The following is an 18,249-nucleotide window of genomic DNA, read 5'->3' as shown; positions in this document are numbered from 1 at the left end:
CAGAGCAGATTGCGTATTCGCAACCTACTATGGGCTCGGAACAACTTATCGGACTCAGAAATGAGGAATAATCAGGGGTTTCCGTAGATGCGGCAGATTTTCGCGCAAGTCCCCAGCTTAACGCGCTGCTGGCGGACGCCCCGCCGAGCGCAAGTGCTGGCGCCAAGCTTGCGGTCGGCAACGAGAGTGGCGGCCATTTAGCCGCGGGCGTGAGCCCGCGAACTCGCCGCAAACGGCGGGGCTAAATGGGCGTCGCGGCGTGGCAAATGCTATTTCGCCGCCGCCAGATAATCGCGCAGCGCCGCTAATTCGCGCTCGAACCCGCCGCTCAGAATCGGGAACCGGCACCAGCCCTTTGGATCGAGCCCGCGATCATCGACATGGAACCCGGGGGCAAACCGCTCGCGCTTCCACTGATTGCGCGACCAGAGCGTGAAGAACCGTTCGACCCACGCCCCGAGTTGAGTGACCGTCTCGTCGGCGAACTGCGGGCGAATCGTTTCGAGCACCTCGACCGGCGTCAGTTTGTCGCGGATCGCCGAGCGTTCAATCGCGTCGAGCACGCGATACGGCATCAAGTCGCCTTCGTCGGTCTGGCCCTCGGCCGGCGGGCGGAGTTCCGCAGTTGGGCGTTGATTGTTGACGACCGACAATGCCGCCAGCGGCCCGACGCCTTGCGGGCCGGTCGTTTCCATCCACTTCAGCCAGTCGAGCAAAAAGGCCTTATCGACGCCGCCGATCGGCGCGAGCCCGCCGCACGTGTCGCCATCCATCGTCGCGTAACCGACGGCCGCCTCGCTGCGGTTGCTGGTGACCAGCAGCAGCGCGTCGCGCAGGTTTGCCAGCAACCACGCCGCCGGACCGCGCGTGCGGGCCTGAATGTTCTGCAGCGCGACGTCGTCGCGATCCCACGTCAACTCGCGGCCGGTTGCTTTGGAGACCGTCGACACGTAGCCGTCGACGAGGGCGTCGATGTTCCACTGGAGGAACTCGGCGCCGACCCCCTTCGCCACCGTCTCGGCGGCGTTCCGCGTCGTTTCGCCGCTGTTGCGCGTCGCTTGATAGACGCAGGCGAGCAATCGGCCCACTGCTGCTTCAGCCGATTTCGCGCCGGCCAGATCGCGAATCTGCGGCAGTCGCGATGCGAACGGCTCGACGCCAAGTTCCGCGATGCCGAGTTTCGCCATCAACCACACAAGCGTTGTCACCGCCGAGGAATCAGCGCCGCCGCTGAGCGACACGACGAACCCGCGACTGCGGCTCTTTCGCAAGTAATCGAACAGCGCGAGCGCGACGGCCCGAGCGAACTCCTCATTCTTCGGCGGCGGCGAAGCATCCCACGGCGACGGCGTGGCGACAGGGCAGGGGAGTTGCGGCGATTCTAGTTTGAACGAAGACCGTACCGTCTCGCCGCCGTAGGCATGCGGCGGGAGGCTGGGCTCGCTGGAGGTCGCCTTCAAGCGACGGGTCTGTTCAACGTCGATATCGGCGCAAATGAGCGAATGGTCGCCGAACGATAGTCGCGGCCCCTCGGCCAGCATTCGCCCACTGCTGGCGATGTGCGTCCCGCCGTCGAAGATCGCGCGGCCCGCTTCGTTGCCCAGCAAGTTCGCAAACGCGAAGCTGACGTCGAACGTCCGCGAACCTTCGAGCACTAGTCGCCGGCGGATCTCTTGCTTGCCGAACGAAAAATGACTGGCGGTCGGATTCAGAATAATGTCGGCGCCGCCGGCGGCGAGTCGCGAGCCGGGCCGATCGGCGACCCACGCGTCGCGGCAGATCTCGATGCCAATTCGCACGCCGCCACAGTTGTAGAGCAAGTCGCCGACGGGAACCTCGCGGCCGTCGAGTTCAATTCGCTCGACGGCGCTTGTCGGCCATTTGCGGAACCAGCGCGGCTCGTAGTGAATCCCGTCGCCGGCGAGATGTTGCTTGAGCGTGAACCCCAGCACTTCTCCGTTGCACACCAGCGCCGCGGCGTTGTACAGCCCGCGGTTGACCATCAGTGGCAGGCCGAGCGCGACTGCCATGCCTTCAGTGGCGGGCGCGATCTCGGCAAGCATCTCCAGCGCCGTCCGCTGCAACCCAATCGAGAAGTATTGATCCTCGCAGCCGTACCCAGTGATGCAAAGTTCCGGCAAGCAAAGAATCGCCGCCTCGGCGGCCTTCGCTTCAGCGATGGCGGCGAGTATACGGTCGCGGTTGCCCGCCCAATCCATGGGGGTTTGATTCAACGAAGCGGCGGCGAGGCGAAGTTTGTGCATGCCCAAAGTATACGCCGCGCCGTGCGGCGCGAAAGGCTGCCGCAAACGCCCGTTAACGTCTCCTTAGAGCGGCGCTTGCGTCTCTTCCGGCAACTCGCGGGCGAGCAGTACCAGCCGCAACGCATTGAGCGCCTGCTTAGCTGCTCGTGACTGGCGGATAGCCGGATGCGTGGCGCTGTCGAACTGCAACCGCCGCGTTCGGTCAGGCCCGGCAATCGAAATACACAGCTTCGCCGCTCCGCCGTTTTGGATCGGCGGGAACGCGGCGACGCCAATGCCGTAGTCGGCGCCGATCGTTCGCCGCACCCACTCTGCCGCCGCGGTGGCGACAATCGAATCGCTTGGCGCGGCGTCCTGCAACGCCGCCTCTCCCGTGAGCTGTTCAAGCTGCTTCAGACTGCCGATGACGAACCCGCCCGCCAGCACGCTCTCCATCGGCGCTGCCTTAGCCAGCCATTCCGACACCAGCCCGCCCGTCGCCCACTCGGCGACGGCGACCGTTTGATGCCGGTCGACGAGTAGCCGCGCATCGACGGATTCAAGTTCGTCTTCCTCTTCGCCGTAGGCGATCGTGCCGAGGATCTCGTAAATCATCGCCGCCGTCGGTTCCATCGCACGACGGCAGGCGTCGTCGTCAGGGCCGGCGGCGGTGATGCGAAGGGTGATCGTCGCATCGCTTACCGTGATCCCGACCGAAGGTTCGCGGCCGCGGCGGATGAGGTCGGGGAGCATTGCTTCGAGTTGGCTCTCGCCGACGCCGAAACATTTGATTCGCCGGTGGCGAATCACTCGCGCCTCGCCCCGCGCCGAGGCAATGGCGGGAGCGACCGTTTGCTCCCACATCGGCCGCATCTCGGCCGGGACGCCAGGCAGCGCGAACACGCTGCACGGGAGTCGTTCAGCGCGGTCGACATGAAGCTCAACGCCCGGCGCCGTGCCGTGCTCATTCGGAATCGCCGTCGCTCCCTCCGGGAAATCAGCCTGCACGGCGTTCCGCTCCGGCATCGTCCGGCCCCGGCGTTCGAACAGTTGGCGTATGTAGGCCAGCGACGCGTCGTCGCGTACGAGCCCTACGCCTGCCGCAGCCGCGATCGACTCGCGCGTCAGGTCGTCGGCCGTGGGACCCAGGCCGCCAGTGGCAACGACGACGTCGACGCGCTTGATCGCCAGCTTAAAGGCTTCGACGTTGTCGGCGAGGTTGTCGCCGATCGTCGTATGAAACGCGACGTCGACGCCAAGTTCCGTCAATCGCTCGGCCAGCCACTGCGTGTTCGTATCAAGCCGCTGGCCCGTGATGATCTCGTCGCCGATGGCAATGATTTCTGCTCGCATTCCAGAAGTCTCCCTGACGAGGGACGACTTGGGAAGGCACTATCGGGACATTACCGCCCCACAGAGACTCCCCAGCTGAGGCCCGGACGATGGCAATGGTAGTCGGGACCCCAGTATGGCGGCGGGTAGTAGTGCTCGACGATCACCGGCTGAGGCCCCGCGACCATCACGGGCGCCGGTCCCATCGGTATCGGCGGCGCCTGCATCGTTTGGATCACTTCAGCGGCGACGCCATTGTTGTGGAGATAAATGACGTCGTTCGCCGTCAGTGGCCGCGCCATGCCCGAGGTCCGCACATAGTTCGAGATCAGCGCCGGATTGACGCCGGAGCGCGTCATCGCGATCACCTCTTCAGGCGTCGCGGCGCCTGCCTGCACTTGGCGGCCCATCGCCATGGCGATCTCGGCGCGGTTCTGCGCTTGAATATCATCGAGCGCCGTTCCTACCGCCGCGCCGCCCAGCGCACCGACGCCGGCGCCAATCAGAGCTCCGCCAGCGGTACTGCCAACGGCGTTGCCCACAATGGCGCCAACGCCCGCACCGCCGAGGGCACCAATGCCAGCCCCTTGGTCGGAATAGTAAGGCGAACGACAGCCCACGGCGGCAAGCGCCAGGGCCAACAGCAGCGGCGCCGCGCAGGCGCGGCAAAACGGGCGGGTCATCGGGGTAGGCCCCATCGGGGTGACTCTGAGCAGTGCGGGGCGGGGATCGTCTCAATCGGTCAGGGGACGGTCAAGGCCGTCTGATCCCGCTGGCGGGGGGATTTGCGGGCGCCAGCGACTTGCATCTGCTCCGCGGCGCGCTTAGACTTCAAGTAACTCGGGATTTGTGGCCGCTTGCAGCCGTGACTGCTAAAGAGCCAAGCCGTTGCCCCCTTGCCCATTGCTGGCAGAGGGGGCGGCGGCAATCTTTATGGAGCTTGGTGAGCATCAAGCCGCATCTGCCGAGAGCGCATGCGGCTTTTTTCGTGCCTGTGCGTTGCGTAGGAGCCCTCGCGGCTCGTCCGCCCACTCACCGAGATGCCAGAAATGAGTCACACTCAGATGACCCGTCAGCCGTCCGCGGGAGACGATTCCGTCTCGCCGACCCTCCCCGCCGCCGACCAGCAGTTCGGCACCGTCGCCGTCCACGCCGGCGAAGCCCGCCAAAAGCCCGGCGACGCGATCACCGACGCCATCTTCTGCGCGTCGACCTATACGTTCGAAGACACGCAGTCGATCATCGACTTCATCGAACAAGAGCAGCCCCGCGAAGAGTACGGCCGCTACGGCAATCCGGGCGAGAAGGTCGTCGAGCGTAAGCTCGCCGCGCTCGAAGGGGGCGAGGAAGCCGTCCTTTACTCCAGCGGCATGGCCGCGATGGTCGGCCTGCTGATGGCGAAGCTCAGCAGCGGCGACGAAGTCATCTTCTTCGACGAGTGTTATCACCGCAGCCGCGAATTTTGTATCAAGCACCTGGGGCGGTTCGGCGTGACGACGCGCCAGGTGAAGACATGCGACTACGCCGCGATGGAAGCGGCCATCACGCCGAAAACTCGCATGCTCATCAGCGAGTCGCCCACGAACCCCCACCTCAGCGTCATCGACCTCGAACGCTTCGCTGAGATCGGCCGCAAGCACAACGTCGATACGCTCATCGACGCAACGCTTGCTACGCCCTACAACCTGCGGCCGATCGAAGCGGGCGTCGACTTCGTCCTTCACTCGGCCACGAAGTACCTCGGCGGTCACAACGACCTGCTCGCCGGCGTCGTCATCGGCTCGAAGGAAAAGATGGAGTCGGTCCGCAACCTCCGCGGCATCATGGGCGCCGTCAATGGTCCGCAAAACTGCTACCTACTTGGCCGCGGCTTGAAGACGTTCGAACTCCGCATGCAGCGGCACAACGAAAACGGCATGATGGTCGCCGAATTCCTCGCCGGCCACCCGCGGATCGAAAAGGTCTACTACCCCGGCTTGCCGTCGCATCCATACTACGACGTCGCCCGCAAGACAATGCGCGGCTTCGGCGGTTTGGTGACGTTCCTGGTGAAAGACGCCGACTGGCGCGCCACGGCCGACGTCATCGATGCGGTGAAGATTCCCCGCATCGCCCCGAGCCTCGGCGGCGTCGAGTCGCTCATCGAGCAACCGCTCGTGATGAGCTACTTCCAACAAACGCCCGAAGCCCGCAAGCAGTTCGGCATCTTTGACAACATGATTCGCATGAGCTGCGGCATTGAAAGCGCCGACGACCTCATTGCGGATTTGAGTCAAGCGCTCGACGCCACGGCGTAGCTGGGAGGGTGATCGGGGATCGGTGACTGGTGATCGGGAATGCTTTTGGGAGCAGTGTTCGATGGCCAGCAGTCACGAAGATCTCGAAGTGTGGCGACTTGGCATCGACTTAGTAGATGCGGTCTACGATTTGTGTTTGTCGATGCCGGCTGCTGAACGCTTTGGTCTGATTAGCCAGATGCAACGCGCGTCTGTTTCAGTTCCTGCCAACATTGCCGAAGGTTGCGGGCGCGATTCTACGAAGGACCTCTTGCGACATTTGGCCATCTCGCAAGGCTCGCTCGCAGAACTTCGCACGTTGCTGCTAATCGTGCAGCGTCGGAATTTTGTAGCGGCCGAAGAGCTTGAACCGGTCGACGCGTTGGCATCGCGAGTCGGTCGACTACTAGTCGGCTTGCAGCGCTCCCTACGCAAAAAGCTTGAGTAAAGTGAACGTCGTCCCCGATCACCAGTCACCGATCCCCGATCACCTGCCTCCCCATGCAATTCCGCACCCGCGCCATCCACGTCGGCAACGAGCCGTGCGCCGAAACCGGCGCCGTCGTGCCGCCGATCCACTTGGCGACCACTTTCATTCAACCTGGCGCCGGCGACTGGGGCGAGTTCGATTACTCCCGCAGCGGCAACCCGACGCGGAAGAATTTTGAAACCACCCTCGCCTCGCTCGAAGGGGGCGTCGGCGCCCTGGCGTTCTCCACCGGCATGGCGGCGACGCACTGCGTCATCGCCTCGCTGAAGACGGGTGATCACGTCGTCGCCGGCAGCGATATCTACGGCGGCAGCTACCGGCTACTCCACAAGATCGCCAATCGCGCCGGCATTACGGTGACGCTTGTCGACACCACCGATCTCGCGAAGATCGAAGCCGCCTTCACCCCCGCGACAAAGTTGCTCTGGATCGAAAGCCCGGGTAACCCCCGGATGTCGATTACCGACATCGAAGCTTGCGCGAAGCTCGCCCATCGCCACGGCGCGCTCCTCGGCATCGACAGCACGTTCGCGACGCCGGTGCTCACGCGGCCGCTGGAGCTCGGCGCCGACATCGTGATGCACTCGGCCACCAAGTACATCGGCGGCCATAGCGATGCGATGGGCGGCGCGCTCGTCGTCCGCGACGCGGCGCTGCTTAAGGAACTCTACTTTGTGCAGAACGCCACCGGCGCCGTGATGGGCCCGCTTGAAGCGTTCCTCTGCTCGCGCGGGCTGAAGACGCTCGAACTCCGCGTACGCGAACAATGCCGCACCGCCCAGCAACTCGCCGAGTGGCTCGCTTCCCACCCCCGCGTCGCCCGGGTACTGTACCCGGGGTTGCCGAGCCATCCCGGCCACGAACTCGCTCGCAAACAAATGGGCGGGCAGTTCGGCGCCATGATGTCGTTCGAAATCAAGGGCGACCTCGCCGATGGCAAGCGATTTGCAGAGTCGACCAAGCTGTTCGGCCTCGCCGTGAGCCTCGGCGCCGTCGAGTCGCTGATCGAACAGCCGGCGTCGATGTCGCACGCTAGCTACGACGCGGCCGATCGCGCGAAGCACGGCATCGCCGACGGGCTGATTAGAATTTCGGTAGGCCTCGAAGCGTACGAGGACTTGCGCAGCGATTTGGAATCAGCGTTCGGCGCGATTTAGTCGATCGGCGGCGGTTACCCTACGTCCACCTACTCTCGGTTTGAAGAACCGGGGGCTAATTGGAGTTTTGCCATGCAACTTGGTTTTGTGACTGCCATTTTCGGCGACCTGAATCTCGAAGAAGTCCTCAAGCACGCGTCGGAAATCGGCTACGACTGCGTCGAAGTGATGTGCTGGCCTCCCGGTACGGTTGACCGCGAGTATGGCGGCGTCGTTCACATCGACTGTACCGACTTCACGCAGGCCCAAGCCGACGACATTCGCGCCCTGTGCGAGAAGTACAAGGTCGCAATCTCAGCCCTTGGCTACTACCCGAACGCCCTGTCGCACGATGAGGAAGAAGCGCAAATCGCGCGGACCCACGTCCGCAAGGTGATCGACGCCGCGACGAAGCTCGATCTGCCCGGCATCAATACCTTCATCGGCGCCAATCAATACGAGTCGCTCGAAGACAACCTGCTAAAGTTCGAAAAGGTTTGGCCCGAAATCATTCGCTACGCCGAAGATCGCAACATGCGAGTCGGCATCGAAAACTGCCCGATGATGATCGACAAGAGCTGGCCGTTCGGCTGGAACCTTGCCCGCACGCCGGCCATCTGGCGGCGAATGTTCGAGGTGATCCCGTCGGTCTTCTTCGGCCTCAACTACGACCCGTCGCATCTGCGGATGCAACTGATGGATCCGATCGCCCCCGTCTACGAGTTTGGCCAGCGAATCTTCCACAGCCACGCGAAGGATATGCGGATCGACGTCGAAAAGCTCAACCGCCTCGGCTCGCTCGTGCCGCCGATGCAACGCAGTACCGCAAAGATCCCCGGCCTCGGCGACGTGAACTGGGGTAAGTACATCGGCGCCCTCGCTGACGTCGGCTACGACGGCCCCGTCTGCGTCGAAGTTGAAGACGAGGCCTTCGAAGGGAGCCTTGAGAAACGGCGTAAGTCGCTCGAAATCAGCTACCGCGTGCTGCGGCCGCTGATCGCTTAAAGTCTCGAATGTATTAACCACGAAGACACAACGGCACGAAGTCATCACGAAGAGCGTTTTGCAGCGAATGCTTACCGGGCATCTGAATTACTCTTCGTGCGTCTTCGTATCTTTGCGTCTTCGTGGTTAGCTCTTCACAATCCGCCAGCAGCGATGAATACGCTGGTTGCGGAAGTCTTCCGGCACCGTTTGCTTTGAAATCTCCCGCACCGCCGCGCCACGTAGCGAACCCTCGTCGAATTTAAACTTCCGCGAGTTCGTCGAAAAGTAAATCACGCCGTTAGGCAGCATGCAGCGGAGCGTTTCGTTCAGCAGCCATGCGTAATCTTGCTGGACGTCCCAGTCGTCTTCGACGCGTTTGCTGTTGGAGAACGTCGGCGGATCGACGACGGCCAGATCAAACTGCGGGCGGCCGTTGAGCGACGCGACGAACTCGCGCGAATCGGCGCGGACGAACTGATTTTGAATTCCTTGCAGGCCATTGAGTTCGAAATTCTTCTCGGCCCATTCGAGGTAGACCGGCGACAGGTCGACGGTGACGGTCTCGATCGCTCCGCCCGCCGCGGCGTAGACGGAAAACGAGCCGGTGTAGGCGAACAGATTGAGCATCCGCTTGCCCGCCGCGGCGTCGCGAACCATGCCGCGGGTGACGCGGTGATCGAGAAATAGACCTGTGTCGAGGTAGTCCGACAGGTTCACTTGGAACTTGAGCCCGGCCTCGTTGACGACGCGCAACGCCTGCTGGTCGTCGAACCGTTCATACTGCTCGGCGCCCCGTTGCCGCTGACGATGTTTGAGGAACGTCAGCTCGATGGGGGTTTCGAGAGCTTCAGCGGCGGTACGGACCATGTGGTCGAGCCAGTCGGCATGCTCCGCGGCGGTCCGATCATGGGGGCGATCGAACTCGGCGATGTGTAGCGCGTCTTCGTAGCGATCGACGACGAGCGGGATCTCGGGGATGTCGCGTTCGTAGATGCGGTAGCACGTGATGCCGCGCTTCGTTGGCCAACGACGCAAGTGGCGGGCGAGTTTTTTGAGACGGTTACTGAACTCGGCGGCTTGGCGGTCGGCCTCGTCGCGTAGGCCGCCGAAGGCTGGGCGTGGGCGAGCAGGAAGTGAGGTCGACGTGGGGCTCGGCTTTGCGTCAGTCAGTTGCGATTGGCGGCTGAAGCGATCCTCATTCTTATCTGATCCCGTTTGGTCCCCCTCCCCTTGAGGGGGAGGGGATAGGGGAGGGGTGATTGAAGTGGCAGACGATTCCGCCACTTCAGCCCCCCTCCCTGGCCCTCCCCTCGAGGGGGAGCGAGCCTCAAGATCCAACCCGCCTGAAGGGGCGATATTTCTGTTTGGTGGCCGCTCAACGGGGTCGGGGACCTTTTGCCACTGGCGACTCTCTTCTGAATTGGCGCTCTCCAGTGGCAAAAGGTCCCCGACCCCTTCGCCGCTTCCCACGCCATCAGCGCCGCCAGCTTTCCCAACCCCATCCTTCCGCCGCGGCGGCTTCGGCCCGAAGAACTGAAACAAATTGCACTGCAGCCGCCCGTTGTACAGCTTTCGCCGCTTGTCGGCCTGCTGCCCGACGAGTCGCTCGAATTCGGGATGCGCCGTGAGAATAAAGTGCGACCACGTCTTCAATCGCCGCAATACGTCGGGCATCGACCGGTAAAGTTCCTCGATCTCCGCCTCTTCGCCCATCCGCACGCCGTACGGCGGGTTCGTGATCACGCAGCCGTACTGCCGGCTGCTCGTCAGTTCGTCGAAGGTATGTTGCTGGAAATGAACATCTTCGGCGACGCCTGCGAGCCCGGCATGGTAGCGGGCGAGTTTCAACGACTCGCCATCGGCGTCGCAGCCGATGATCCGCAACGGCAGCGCGGGCAGAGCGAGGTCGGCCGCTTCTTCACGCGCCGCTTTCCACGCAGCAGTGGGGATCTGTTCCCACCCCTCGGCGGCGAACGCGCGGTTGCGCCCCGGGGCCAATCGGCGACCAATCATTGCCGCTTCGATGATGATCGTCCCAGTGCCGCAAAAAGGATCGACCAGCTGCCTTTCGGGCTTCCAAAAGCTGAGTTGCACCATCGCCGCCGCCAGCGTTTCGCGCAACTGCGCTGCGGCGGCGAGCGTGCGGTAACCGCGGCGATGAAGGCCATGTCCCGACGTATCGAGATCGATCGTCGCGAGATCGTTTACGAGCGACACTTCAACGGCGATCGGCGCTCCAGTTTCCGGAAGTTCAACGCCCGGCCGCGCGGCGAGCAACCGCTCGACGATCGCCTTCTTCACCGACCGCTGAATCGCCGGCACGCTCGAAAGCTGCGACTTGACCGATCGCCCGCCGACCGGAAACGCAGCGTCGGCGGCAATCCATTCTTCCCACGGGAAGTCGCGCGTCGTATCGAACAAGGCGTCAAAATCGGCCGCTTGGAACGAAACCAGCTCCACCAGCACGCGGTCGGCCGAGCGGAGCCACATGTTCGCTCGGCAGAGTGCCGACGCATCGCCGCTGAACGCGATTCGCCCGGGCCGGGCGACTTTTGCGCCGTAGCCGAGATCGCTTAACTCGCGCACGACGACCGCCTCCAGACCGAAGGCGGAAGTGGCGATCAAGTTGAGCGATGCGGCAGACATAGGGTATTCGTAACGGCGTCGTAGAACGGAATTAGTTCGAGGCGGGGGACTTTCGGCTTTTGAGCGTTGCGGGGGGCCCCATTAAAATGGTGCAAAAGTCGGAGCTCGTCCGGCGGCGGGCGGCGTTTTACTCGGAATTTGCCGAGAAAACAGCCGTCGCGAGGGTCGCTTGCCGAGGGACTTTTGCGTTTTTCTGCTCTGCACTGCGTGGTGCAAAAGTCGCTTCGGCGGGCGGCCGCCACCTACGCGCAGGCGGGAAGGAGCGGCGAACCTTTCACCTTAGAGGAGTGAGTGGCCGATTTCTACCGGCAAGTTTAGGGAATACGCGACCGGCTCATGGCGTGGAGCAGGTGGCGTTGACGGGGTCGGGGGCCTTTTGCCACTCGAAAACGTCATTCGGTGCAGCGCTACCAGTGGCAAAAGGCCCCCGACCCCCTTTCGCTACAGTCGGCATGAAGGGCTGCCAGTGCAGAACAGCTTGTACCGAGTCGGCCCGCCGCCGCGGCTGACGCGGATTTCGAGTAGGGCGCCGCATTTGGGACAGTAATCAGGCTCGACGAACGAACGACCGCGGTCGGCCGCGTCCTGGCAACCAACGCAGCGGCGGGCGTCGGGTTTGAACTCGAGCCGCTCCGGCGGAATCGGCTCGCGACAAATTTCGCAGATAACGACCTGCTCCCAATCGTCGCCGTCCGATTGGTTCGGATCGATCGTCAGTTTTAATTTCGGCTTCTTGCAACGATCGCAGGGGAGGGCGTGGCCATCTGTGGCGAGCACCTCGCGCACGATCTCCTCCGGCGGATCGGTCGCCCGACGAAAATGCCCCAGCGGCCGCAACCGCCGAACGATCTCCGCCTCGCCGCATAAGGTCCACCAACCGCAATCCTGGCACTCAAGCTGAACCGACAACATTTAGTTTGCTGACCTGGGAGAGGACTAACCACAAAGACTCTAAGGCACGAAGGAGAGCACTAAGAAAAGATGGGTAATTGAAGAGGAAAAAATTGGAACCGCAGATGAACGCCGATGAACGCAAATAAGAATAAGTACGATACGGCGTTTATTGTTTCTTAAAAAGCACTATCTGCGTTTATCCGCGTTCATCTGCGGTTCCTTCATCCTTCATTCTTCTTCGTGCAGAACTTTGTGTCTTCGTGCCTTCGTGGTCAATCCTAACGCAAGGCCACCACGCGATTGAAGTGCAGCGCCACTTCGCCATCGACGACGCGGCGGACGCCTTCGACGAGGCAGGCTGGTTCGTTCTGCTGCTCGCCGCGGCGGATGATTTCGTCGCGCGGCGTCCCGGGAGCGACGGTGAAGGTCGTCTGGTTGATGATTTGATTCCCCGCATCAAGCTCCGGCACGATGAAGTGACAGGTGGCGCCGTAGGTGAGCATCCGCGCGGCGTGGGCGTCGTGGTAGGGACGCATGCCGGGGAAAGAGGGGAGCAATCCATGGTGAAGGTTGATGATCCGTCCGCCGGCGTACTTCCAGCAGCTCGACGGCGGCAAGATACGCATGTAGCGGGCAAGGATAATGTAGTCGACGCCGAGCTCGTCGCAGATGTCGATCAATCGATCATCGTCGGCTGAGCCGTCTGCTTCGCCGATGTAGTGCCACGGGACGTTGAACTCGTCGGCGAGACCGCGGCAAACTTGGCGGTTGCTAATGATCGCCGCAGCGTCGGCGTTGATCACCCCGTTTGCGATCGCGGCGAGGACAGAGCGCGGCGTCTCGGTGCGGAGCGTGCAGCAGATCGCCAGTCGCGGTCGACGGCCCGGCTCGCGCGGCGCCCAGGTGCGAATCGACAGGCCGGTTCGTTCGCTGATCTCGGCGACCGATTGGCGGAGCAACGCATCTTGGGCCGGATCAAGCTCGACCCGCGTCAGCATCGAGAAGACCGATGCTTCGTCGTGGTCGTACATCTGGATCTCGGCAATGTTGCCGCCGAGCTGCGTCACGCAATGGACGATCGGATCGGCGAGGCCGCGATGATCAGGACCAACGGCAGTAATAACGTATCGCATAACGGGAAACTCAATAGCCGCGGGTCAACGACCCGCCGGAGCGACCTGGATTGGATTCTGAATGACGAATGCATTAATGGTCAGCGCCGGTCGTATGGGTTGTACCGGCAGCGCCAGCCGCGGCCAATCACAACCGGCGCGGGGTAAGTCTACGACGTAAGATAGCTTGCGCCGACGTCGCGCACTTACGAATCACCTTTTCTACCGCTCCCCAGGCAGTTGCGCCTACGATGAGCAGCACCGACTCACCTGTTTCCGTTCCCGGCCGCTCAGCGTCTGCCGGCGCTTCGAGCGATTTGGAGTCGATGCTCGCGCGGATTCACCAGCTTGCTGAGAGCTCGCGCAGTGAGGGGCAAGCCGCGGCGGCTGCGCCCGTCGCCGCGCCGCCGCGCGAAATTTCAGGCACGAACACGACGATGATTGATCCGCCGACGCTCGCCGCGGCGCGGTCGATCCGCACCACGCCGCCGCCGGCGTCGCGCAACGCGGAGGCGGAAGACACCGAACCTTGGCGCCCGCTCGAGCCGCAGTCGCTCAAAGCGGCTGGCGTGAGTGAAAGCCAGCTTGAGCATCTTGCCCTGAAGTGTCTTGCCGCTTGCGGTGAGATGAGCGGCCGTGCACTTTCTGATCAGCACGCGATTCCGTTCCGCTTGCTAGCGCCAGTGTTGCAGGAGATGAAGCTCGGTCAGCTGGTCGCGTTCCGCGGGTCGGCGCCGATGAACGACTTCGTTTATCAGCTCACCGACATGGGGCGCGATCGCGCGAAGAAGCTCTCCGAACTTTGCAGCTACTTTGGCGCCGCGCCGGTGCCTCTGGCCGCTTATTGCGATAGCGTCAAGGAGCAGAGCCTTACGAAGCAGCACCCAACGCAGAGCGATTTGGAAAAGGCGTTCACCGACCTGCTCATCAACAAGAATATGTTGAAGCGGCTTGGGCCGGCGGTGAACTCCGGCCGCGGGCTGTTCTTGTTCGGCGCGCCGGGTAACGGCAAAACGAGCATCGCCGAGCGGGTGACGGCGGCGTTCGGCGACTGTATTTGGATTCCGCGGGCGATCTCGGTCGACGGCGAAATCATGCGCGTCTTCGATCCGGGGCTGCACACCGAAGCGCCCCTTAACGAGCCGACCGGCCCGTTGCAGATGAAGCCGATCGACCTCCGGTGGGTGCGCATCAAACGGCCAACGATCGTCGTCGGCGGTGAACTGACGATGGATGCCCTCGAAGTCCAATCGAGCGCCGGCGTCAACGTGAGCGAAGCGCCGATCCAGATGAAGAGCAACTGCGGCACCCTCGTCATCGACGACTTCGGCCGGCAACGGATGACGACCGATCAGTTGCTCAATCGCTGGATCGTGCCGCTCGAAAAGCGGTACGACTTTTTGCAAATGAACAACGGCAAGAAGATTCAGGTGCCGTTCGATCAGTTGATTATTTTCTCGACGAACCTCGAGCCGAAGCAACTTGTCGACGACGCGTTCTTGCGGCGTATTCCGTACAAGATCGAGGTGCTTGATCCGTCGGAGGAAGAGTTTCGCGCATTGTTCCAGATCATGGCGCCGAAGCTGGGGATTCGCTTCGAGCAATCGGCGCTCGATCATTTAGTGAACAACCACTACAAGGCGATCCACCGCCCGTTCCGCTGCTGCCAGCCACGCGACTTGCTGCTGCAGATCGTCAACTACTGCCACTACATCAGCAAACCGCCGGAGATGACGGTGGAGTACTTTGATTACGCGGTGGCGAATTACTTTGCGATTATGTAGGCGTGCGTGGTGCGACGGGGCGGGATCTTGCGTGCGCCGCTCTGGCGGGGCGTTGACCCGCGGTTACGAACGCTGAAAGCGTTCAAGCTTCCAGCCCAGGGTTCGACGCGCAGCGGCGTACCCTGGGATTTTTGGATCGTGGTTGATCACAACCCTGAAAGGGTTGCGTCGGCCGTTTGGCTAGCGAGCTGATTCAACCCTTTCAGGGTTGGTGCGGCGAACTGGCTAGTCGACCCGGGGTAGATTGCTTGCGCAATCAACCCCGGGCTGGATGATGCAACGCCGTTGGCGTTGAGGAGCGCAGGCAAGCACGAGCGAGAGGGTTTGCGCTCTCATTGCCGCTTGCGGGGACGCTCCGGCTGATCGTTGCCCGGCGGCTGCTAGAGAATTAGCTCGGCGTCGAAGTTTAGGGGGAGCTGCGGGTCGGCGCCGTTTTTCGACGCGAATTCTTGAAACAGCATGCTTGGCTGGATGTCGTGGTTGTGCTGGTACTTGCTCGCGTACTCAGCGTAGGCGCCGGTGATCTGGTGGTAGAAGATTTGGCAGATCGGCACGCCCGGGTAGATGCGAATCGGTTGCACGGCGAACATCTCCAGCGTCCAGTAACCGCAGAAGCCGACGTCGCCGAAGCCGGCGGTCACGTGGACGAACAGTCCCAACCGGCCGATCGATGAACGGCCTTCGATCTGCGGCACGAGGTTGTGCGTTTCGGTCCGCTCGACGGTACGGCCGAGATAGAGCTGGTTCGGGCTGAGGACCAACCCTTCGGGCGGGATCTGCACGCGGCGGACGCGGTTCGCCTTGGCCATGTCGAGGATCACTTCCTCGTAGACCATCAGCTCGTCGTGGAGCGTGAGGTTGTAGCTGTTCGGGTTGAGCGCCGCCGGATTGTACGGTTCGATCTTCACGTCGCCGCCGAGTCGTGCAGCGATTTCTTGACCGGAAAGAATCATGGGACGCTCCGTCGGAGGAATCAGGCGGCGGGAAGGCCAATGCGCGGGCAGAACTTTAGCATCGTGCACTCACCGCACTTCGGCTTGCGGGCGATGCATACCCGCCGGCCGTGCGCGATGAGGCGGTGCGAGAAGTCGATCCATTCCTTTTGCGGAATGATCGCCATCAGGTCGGCTTCGACTTTCACGGGGTCGTCGTTCGCAGTGAGGCCGAGCCGGCGGCTTAGACGGCCGACGTGGGTGTCGACTACGACGCCGGTCGCCTGGCCAAACGCGACGCCGAGCACAACGTTGGCCGTCTTGCGGCCGACGCCGGCGAGGGCGACGAGCTCCTTGAGCGTCTCGGGAACCTCGCCGCCGTGGTCGTCGACGATGGCGGTGGAGGCAGCTTTGATGTTCTTCGCTTTGTTGCGGAAGAAGCCGGTGCTTTGGATGGCCTTCTCGATCCCCGCCAGCGGAGCGGCGGCGAAGGCGGCGGGATCGGGGTATTTGGCGAAGAGCGCGGGGGTAACGATGTTCACCCGGGCGTCGGTGCACTGGGCGGAGAGGATCGTCGCGACCAGCAACTCGAAGGGGGAGTTATGGACGAGCGCGCACTCAACCTCGGGGTATTCCTTGTGGAGAGCCCGGAGGACCTGTCCTGCACGGCGTTTGACCTCGGCGGGGCTGCCGATGGCGGCGCGGGTCTTCTTGGCGGCGGCAGGACTACTAGCAGGCTTCCGTCCAGTCATATATCGCCTGCCATGGTGAGCTGAGACCGGCCCTGGCCGCCTCGGGGAGAGTGTTCCGACGGCCATAGCGGGGCCAATTCTCCCGTCAGTCGACCAATTGTGAGGGCGGCGCCGATAGTGTCAACCCGCTCGATCGGCGGCCGCAAAAGCGGGGTATTGGGGCCGGCTTGTCGTTTCTGGCCCGGCGGGGGACGCACGTCTATAATCCACCAGCGATCCACCCGAACGGATCGTTCCCCGACCCTGGCCGCCTGTGCCGACACGTCAGCCGCGCCGCCCGGAGCCACCGCACAATGCCGCACGACGCCGAATCAGACGATTCGCTCTACGACCAAGGCATTCGCTATTTCAACGATTGCGAATTCTTTGAGGCTCACGAAGTTTGGGAAGAACTTTGGACCGAATACCGCGGCCCGCTGCGGAAGTTCTATCAAGGGCTGATTCAAGCGGCCGTCGCGCTCCATCACTTCGGCAATGGCAATATCCGCGGCGCGAAAAAAGTCTACCTGTCGAGCCGCGGCTATTTGGAAACGTTCCAACCCGCCTGCCGCGGCATCGATCTCGAAGCGTTTCTCGGGCAAATGGATCGCTGCTTCGCGGCGGTGATGGCTGCGACCGAGGAGTTTCCGAAGCTGGAGATTGAGCCCGATTTGATTCCTGAAATTCACCTCGACCCGGCGCTTGCCGCCGCGGGCGAACCATAACTGCCGCTGGCGACAAACATAAAAGCCACCGGCTCCGCCGGTGGACGAACTACCACCGAAGCTGTTTTTCACATCGTCCACCGGCAGAGCCGGTGGCTTTCATCGCGGCGATGAGTGCCGCCTCCTCACCCTTCCTGCCTTCCCGCACAAGCCATGTCCATGTTGCCCTGGAACGCCGACGACCTCACCTTTGACGAAACTCGCTTCAAGGGAGTCGCGCGGCTGTTTCCGCTGCCCGATCTCGTGATGTTCCCGCATGTGATGCAGCCGCTTCATATTTTCGAACCGCGGTATCGGGAGATGCTCAACGACGCTCTCGACAGCGACGGTCTCATTGCGATGAGCATCCTGGCGCCAGGCTGGGAAGCGAACTACGAGGGAAAGCCGCGGCTGCTGCCGCAAGTTTGCGTTGGCAAGGTGGTGACGCACCAGCGACTCGAAGATGGCCGTTACAACATCATGTTGCTCGGGATGCGGCGGGCGCGACTGGTGAGCGAAGTCGCCAACGGCCGCTCGTTTCGGACGGCGGAGTTGGAACTGCTCGACGAAACTTATCCTGGCGAAGGCGAAGCCGATCGGGCCGAGTTGCAGGCGGTGCTCTGCCGGGAGTTCCAGCAGGCGCTGCCGTTACCTCCCGGGGCCAAGTCGCCCGGACCGGTGCAAGACCTGCTCGCGGCGGAACTGCCGCTGGCCGTGCTGACCGATTTGGCGAGCTTTGCCCTGCCGCTCGATGCGGGGCTTAAGTGCCGGTTGCTCGCTGAGTGCAACGTCGACCGTCGGGCCGAGCTGCTGTTGGAGACGCTCGGCAAGCCGTGGAAGGGAATTCCCGCGGCGCCCGCCCCGGCGGCGGCCGGTTTTCCGCCCCGTTTCAGCCAGAACTGAGCCGGTTGACTCGCTGCGCCGCCGCAACGTACGATCGGCTGTTCCCTCGCCTTGCGAGGGAGCTACTGACAATGTTCTG

The 18,249-nt window shown here is 62.8% G+C and carries 15 protein-coding genes; 7 read left to right on the top strand and 8 right to left on the bottom strand.

Features of this window, described 5'->3' with window-relative positions; genetic code table 11:
- Positions 1-269: 269 nt before the first annotated feature.
- From nadE to ACQY7R_RS05025, 3 genes are all read right to left on the bottom strand, one after another.
- Positions 270-2,264 carry an NAD(+) synthase gene (gene nadE / locus ACQY7R_RS05035; RefSeq protein WP_428304500.1) on the bottom strand — a complete coding sequence of 665 codons (1,995 nt, stop codon included), beginning with the start codon at positions 2,262-2,264 and terminating at the stop codon, positions 270-272.
- Positions 2,265-2,327: 63 nt separating this feature from the next.
- Positions 2,328-3,596, bottom strand: coding sequence for a CinA family nicotinamide mononucleotide deamidase-related protein (locus ACQY7R_RS05030; protein ID WP_428304499.1), 1,269 nt, complete (start codon positions 3,594-3,596; stop codon positions 2,328-2,330).
- 50 nt (positions 3,597-3,646) lie between these two features.
- Positions 3,647-4,258 carry a glycine zipper domain-containing protein gene (locus tag ACQY7R_RS05025; RefSeq protein ID WP_428304498.1) on the bottom strand — a complete coding sequence of 204 codons (612 nt, stop codon included), beginning with the start codon at positions 4,256-4,258 and terminating at the stop codon, positions 3,647-3,649.
- 366 nt (positions 4,259-4,624) lie between these two features.
- Here ACQY7R_RS05025 and ACQY7R_RS05020 point away from each other — a divergent pair, with 366 nt between their 5' ends.
- From ACQY7R_RS05020 to ACQY7R_RS05005, 4 genes are all read left to right on the top strand, one after another.
- The gene (locus tag ACQY7R_RS05020) at positions 4,625-5,872 is read left to right on the top strand and encodes a trans-sulfuration enzyme family protein (protein ID WP_428304497.1); all 1,248 of its coding nucleotides are present in this window, start codon (positions 4,625-4,627) and stop codon (positions 5,870-5,872) included.
- A gap of 61 nt (positions 5,873-5,933) precedes the next feature.
- Positions 5,934-6,299, top strand: coding sequence for a four helix bundle protein (locus ACQY7R_RS05015; protein WP_428304496.1), 366 nt, complete (start codon positions 5,934-5,936; stop codon positions 6,297-6,299).
- Between the two features lie 53 nt (positions 6,300-6,352).
- Positions 6,353-7,498 (top strand): trans-sulfuration enzyme family protein, encoded by a 1,146-nt coding sequence (locus ACQY7R_RS05010; protein ID WP_428304495.1) that lies wholly within the window; start codon positions 6,353-6,355, stop codon positions 7,496-7,498.
- 72 nt (positions 7,499-7,570) lie between these two features.
- Positions 7,571-8,482 (top strand): sugar phosphate isomerase/epimerase family protein, encoded by a 912-nt coding sequence (locus ACQY7R_RS05005; RefSeq protein ID WP_428304494.1) that lies wholly within the window; start codon positions 7,571-7,573, stop codon positions 8,480-8,482.
- Between the two features lie 126 nt (positions 8,483-8,608).
- Here ACQY7R_RS05005 and ACQY7R_RS05000 read toward each other — a convergent pair whose 3' ends face one another.
- The 3 genes from ACQY7R_RS05000 to ACQY7R_RS04990 all read right to left on the bottom strand — a co-directional run bounded on the left by ACQY7R_RS05000 (position 8,609) and on the right by ACQY7R_RS04990 (position 13,137).
- A complete protein-coding gene (locus tag ACQY7R_RS05000; protein WP_428304493.1) occupies positions 8,609-11,110 on the bottom strand; it encodes a class I SAM-dependent methyltransferase in 2,502 nt (833 codons plus the stop codon).
- 441 nt (positions 11,111-11,551) lie between these two features.
- Complete coding sequence (locus ACQY7R_RS04995; RefSeq protein ID WP_428304492.1) at positions 11,552-12,022, bottom strand: TraR/DksA C4-type zinc finger protein; 471 nt, start codon at positions 12,020-12,022, stop codon at positions 11,552-11,554.
- Positions 12,023-12,282: 260 nt separating this feature from the next.
- Positions 12,283-13,137, bottom strand: a complete 855-nt coding sequence (locus ACQY7R_RS04990) for a formyltetrahydrofolate deformylase (protein ID WP_428304491.1) — start codon at positions 13,135-13,137, stop codon at positions 12,283-12,285.
- Positions 13,138-13,367: 230 nt separating this feature from the next.
- Between ACQY7R_RS04990 and ACQY7R_RS04985 the strand changes: the two genes are divergently transcribed.
- Positions 13,368-14,900: an AAA family ATPase gene (locus ACQY7R_RS04985; protein ID WP_428304490.1), complete on the top strand. Its 1,533-nt coding sequence runs from the start codon at positions 13,368-13,370 to the stop codon at positions 14,898-14,900.
- A gap of 380 nt (positions 14,901-15,280) precedes the next feature.
- On the opposite strand, the gene dcd is transcribed toward ACQY7R_RS04985, so the two are convergent.
- The gene (gene dcd, locus ACQY7R_RS04980) at positions 15,281-15,853 is read right to left on the bottom strand and encodes a dCTP deaminase (protein ID WP_428304489.1); all 573 of its coding nucleotides are present in this window, start codon (positions 15,851-15,853) and stop codon (positions 15,281-15,283) included.
- Positions 15,854-15,873: 20 nt separating this feature from the next.
- Positions 15,874-16,584: an endonuclease III gene (gene nth, locus ACQY7R_RS04975; protein WP_428304488.1), complete on the bottom strand. Its 711-nt coding sequence runs from the start codon at positions 16,582-16,584 to the stop codon at positions 15,874-15,876.
- A gap of 293 nt (positions 16,585-16,877) precedes the next feature.
- On the opposite strand from nth, the gene ACQY7R_RS04970 reads away from it, so the two are divergent.
- Both ACQY7R_RS04970 and ACQY7R_RS04965 read left to right on the top strand, forming a co-directional pair.
- Positions 16,878-17,288, top strand: coding sequence for a DUF309 domain-containing protein (locus ACQY7R_RS04970; protein ID WP_428304487.1), 411 nt, complete (start codon positions 16,878-16,880; stop codon positions 17,286-17,288).
- Positions 17,289-17,441: 153 nt separating this feature from the next.
- Positions 17,442-18,170: an LON peptidase substrate-binding domain-containing protein gene (locus tag ACQY7R_RS04965; RefSeq protein WP_428304486.1), complete on the top strand. Its 729-nt coding sequence runs from the start codon at positions 17,442-17,444 to the stop codon at positions 18,168-18,170.
- Positions 18,171-18,249 lie beyond the last annotated feature (79 nt).

The organism is Lacipirellula sp. (genome assembly GCF_965279485.1).
GTDB lineage: Bacteria > Planctomycetota > Planctomycetia > Pirellulales > Lacipirellulaceae > Lacipirellula.
Note: the sequence above shows the minus strand (reverse complement) of the source record. Positions and strands in the feature narration are given on the sequence as shown.

Excerpts from the sequence above, each read along its gene's own strand:
- nadE (WP_428304500.1), bottom strand. The coding sequence starts at position 2,264 with ATGCACAAACTTCGCCTCGCCGCCGCTTCGTTGAATCAAACCCCCATG.
- ACQY7R_RS05030 (WP_428304499.1), bottom strand. The coding sequence starts at position 3,596 with ATGCGAGCAGAAATCATTGCCATCGGCGACGAGATCATCACGGGCCAG.
- ACQY7R_RS05025 (WP_428304498.1), bottom strand. The coding sequence starts at position 4,258 with ATGACCCGCCCGTTTTGCCGCGCCTGCGCGGCGCCGCTGCTGTTGGCC.
- ACQY7R_RS05020 (WP_428304497.1), top strand. The coding sequence starts at position 4,625 with ATGAGTCACACTCAGATGACCCGTCAGCCGTCCGCGGGAGACGATTCC.
- ACQY7R_RS05015 (WP_428304496.1), top strand. The coding sequence starts at position 5,934 with ATGGCCAGCAGTCACGAAGATCTCGAAGTGTGGCGACTTGGCATCGAC.
- ACQY7R_RS05010 (WP_428304495.1), top strand. The coding sequence starts at position 6,353 with ATGCAATTCCGCACCCGCGCCATCCACGTCGGCAACGAGCCGTGCGCC.
- ACQY7R_RS05005 (WP_428304494.1), top strand. The coding sequence starts at position 7,571 with ATGCAACTTGGTTTTGTGACTGCCATTTTCGGCGACCTGAATCTCGAA.
- ACQY7R_RS05000 (WP_428304493.1), bottom strand. The coding sequence starts at position 11,110 with ATGTCTGCCGCATCGCTCAACTTGATCGCCACTTCCGCCTTCGGTCTG.
- ACQY7R_RS04995 (WP_428304492.1), bottom strand. The coding sequence starts at position 12,022 with ATGTTGTCGGTTCAGCTTGAGTGCCAGGATTGCGGTTGGTGGACCTTA.
- ACQY7R_RS04990 (WP_428304491.1), bottom strand. The coding sequence starts at position 13,137 with ATGCGATACGTTATTACTGCCGTTGGTCCTGATCATCGCGGCCTCGCC.
- ACQY7R_RS04985 (WP_428304490.1), top strand. The coding sequence starts at position 13,368 with ATGAGCAGCACCGACTCACCTGTTTCCGTTCCCGGCCGCTCAGCGTCT.
- dcd (WP_428304489.1), bottom strand. The coding sequence starts at position 15,853 with ATGATTCTTTCCGGTCAAGAAATCGCTGCACGACTCGGCGGCGACGTG.
- nth (WP_428304488.1), bottom strand. The coding sequence starts at position 16,584 with ATGACTGGACGGAAGCCTGCTAGTAGTCCTGCCGCCGCCAAGAAGACC.
- ACQY7R_RS04970 (WP_428304487.1), top strand. The coding sequence starts at position 16,878 with ATGCCGCACGACGCCGAATCAGACGATTCGCTCTACGACCAAGGCATT.
- ACQY7R_RS04965 (WP_428304486.1), top strand. The coding sequence starts at position 17,442 with ATGTCCATGTTGCCCTGGAACGCCGACGACCTCACCTTTGACGAAACT.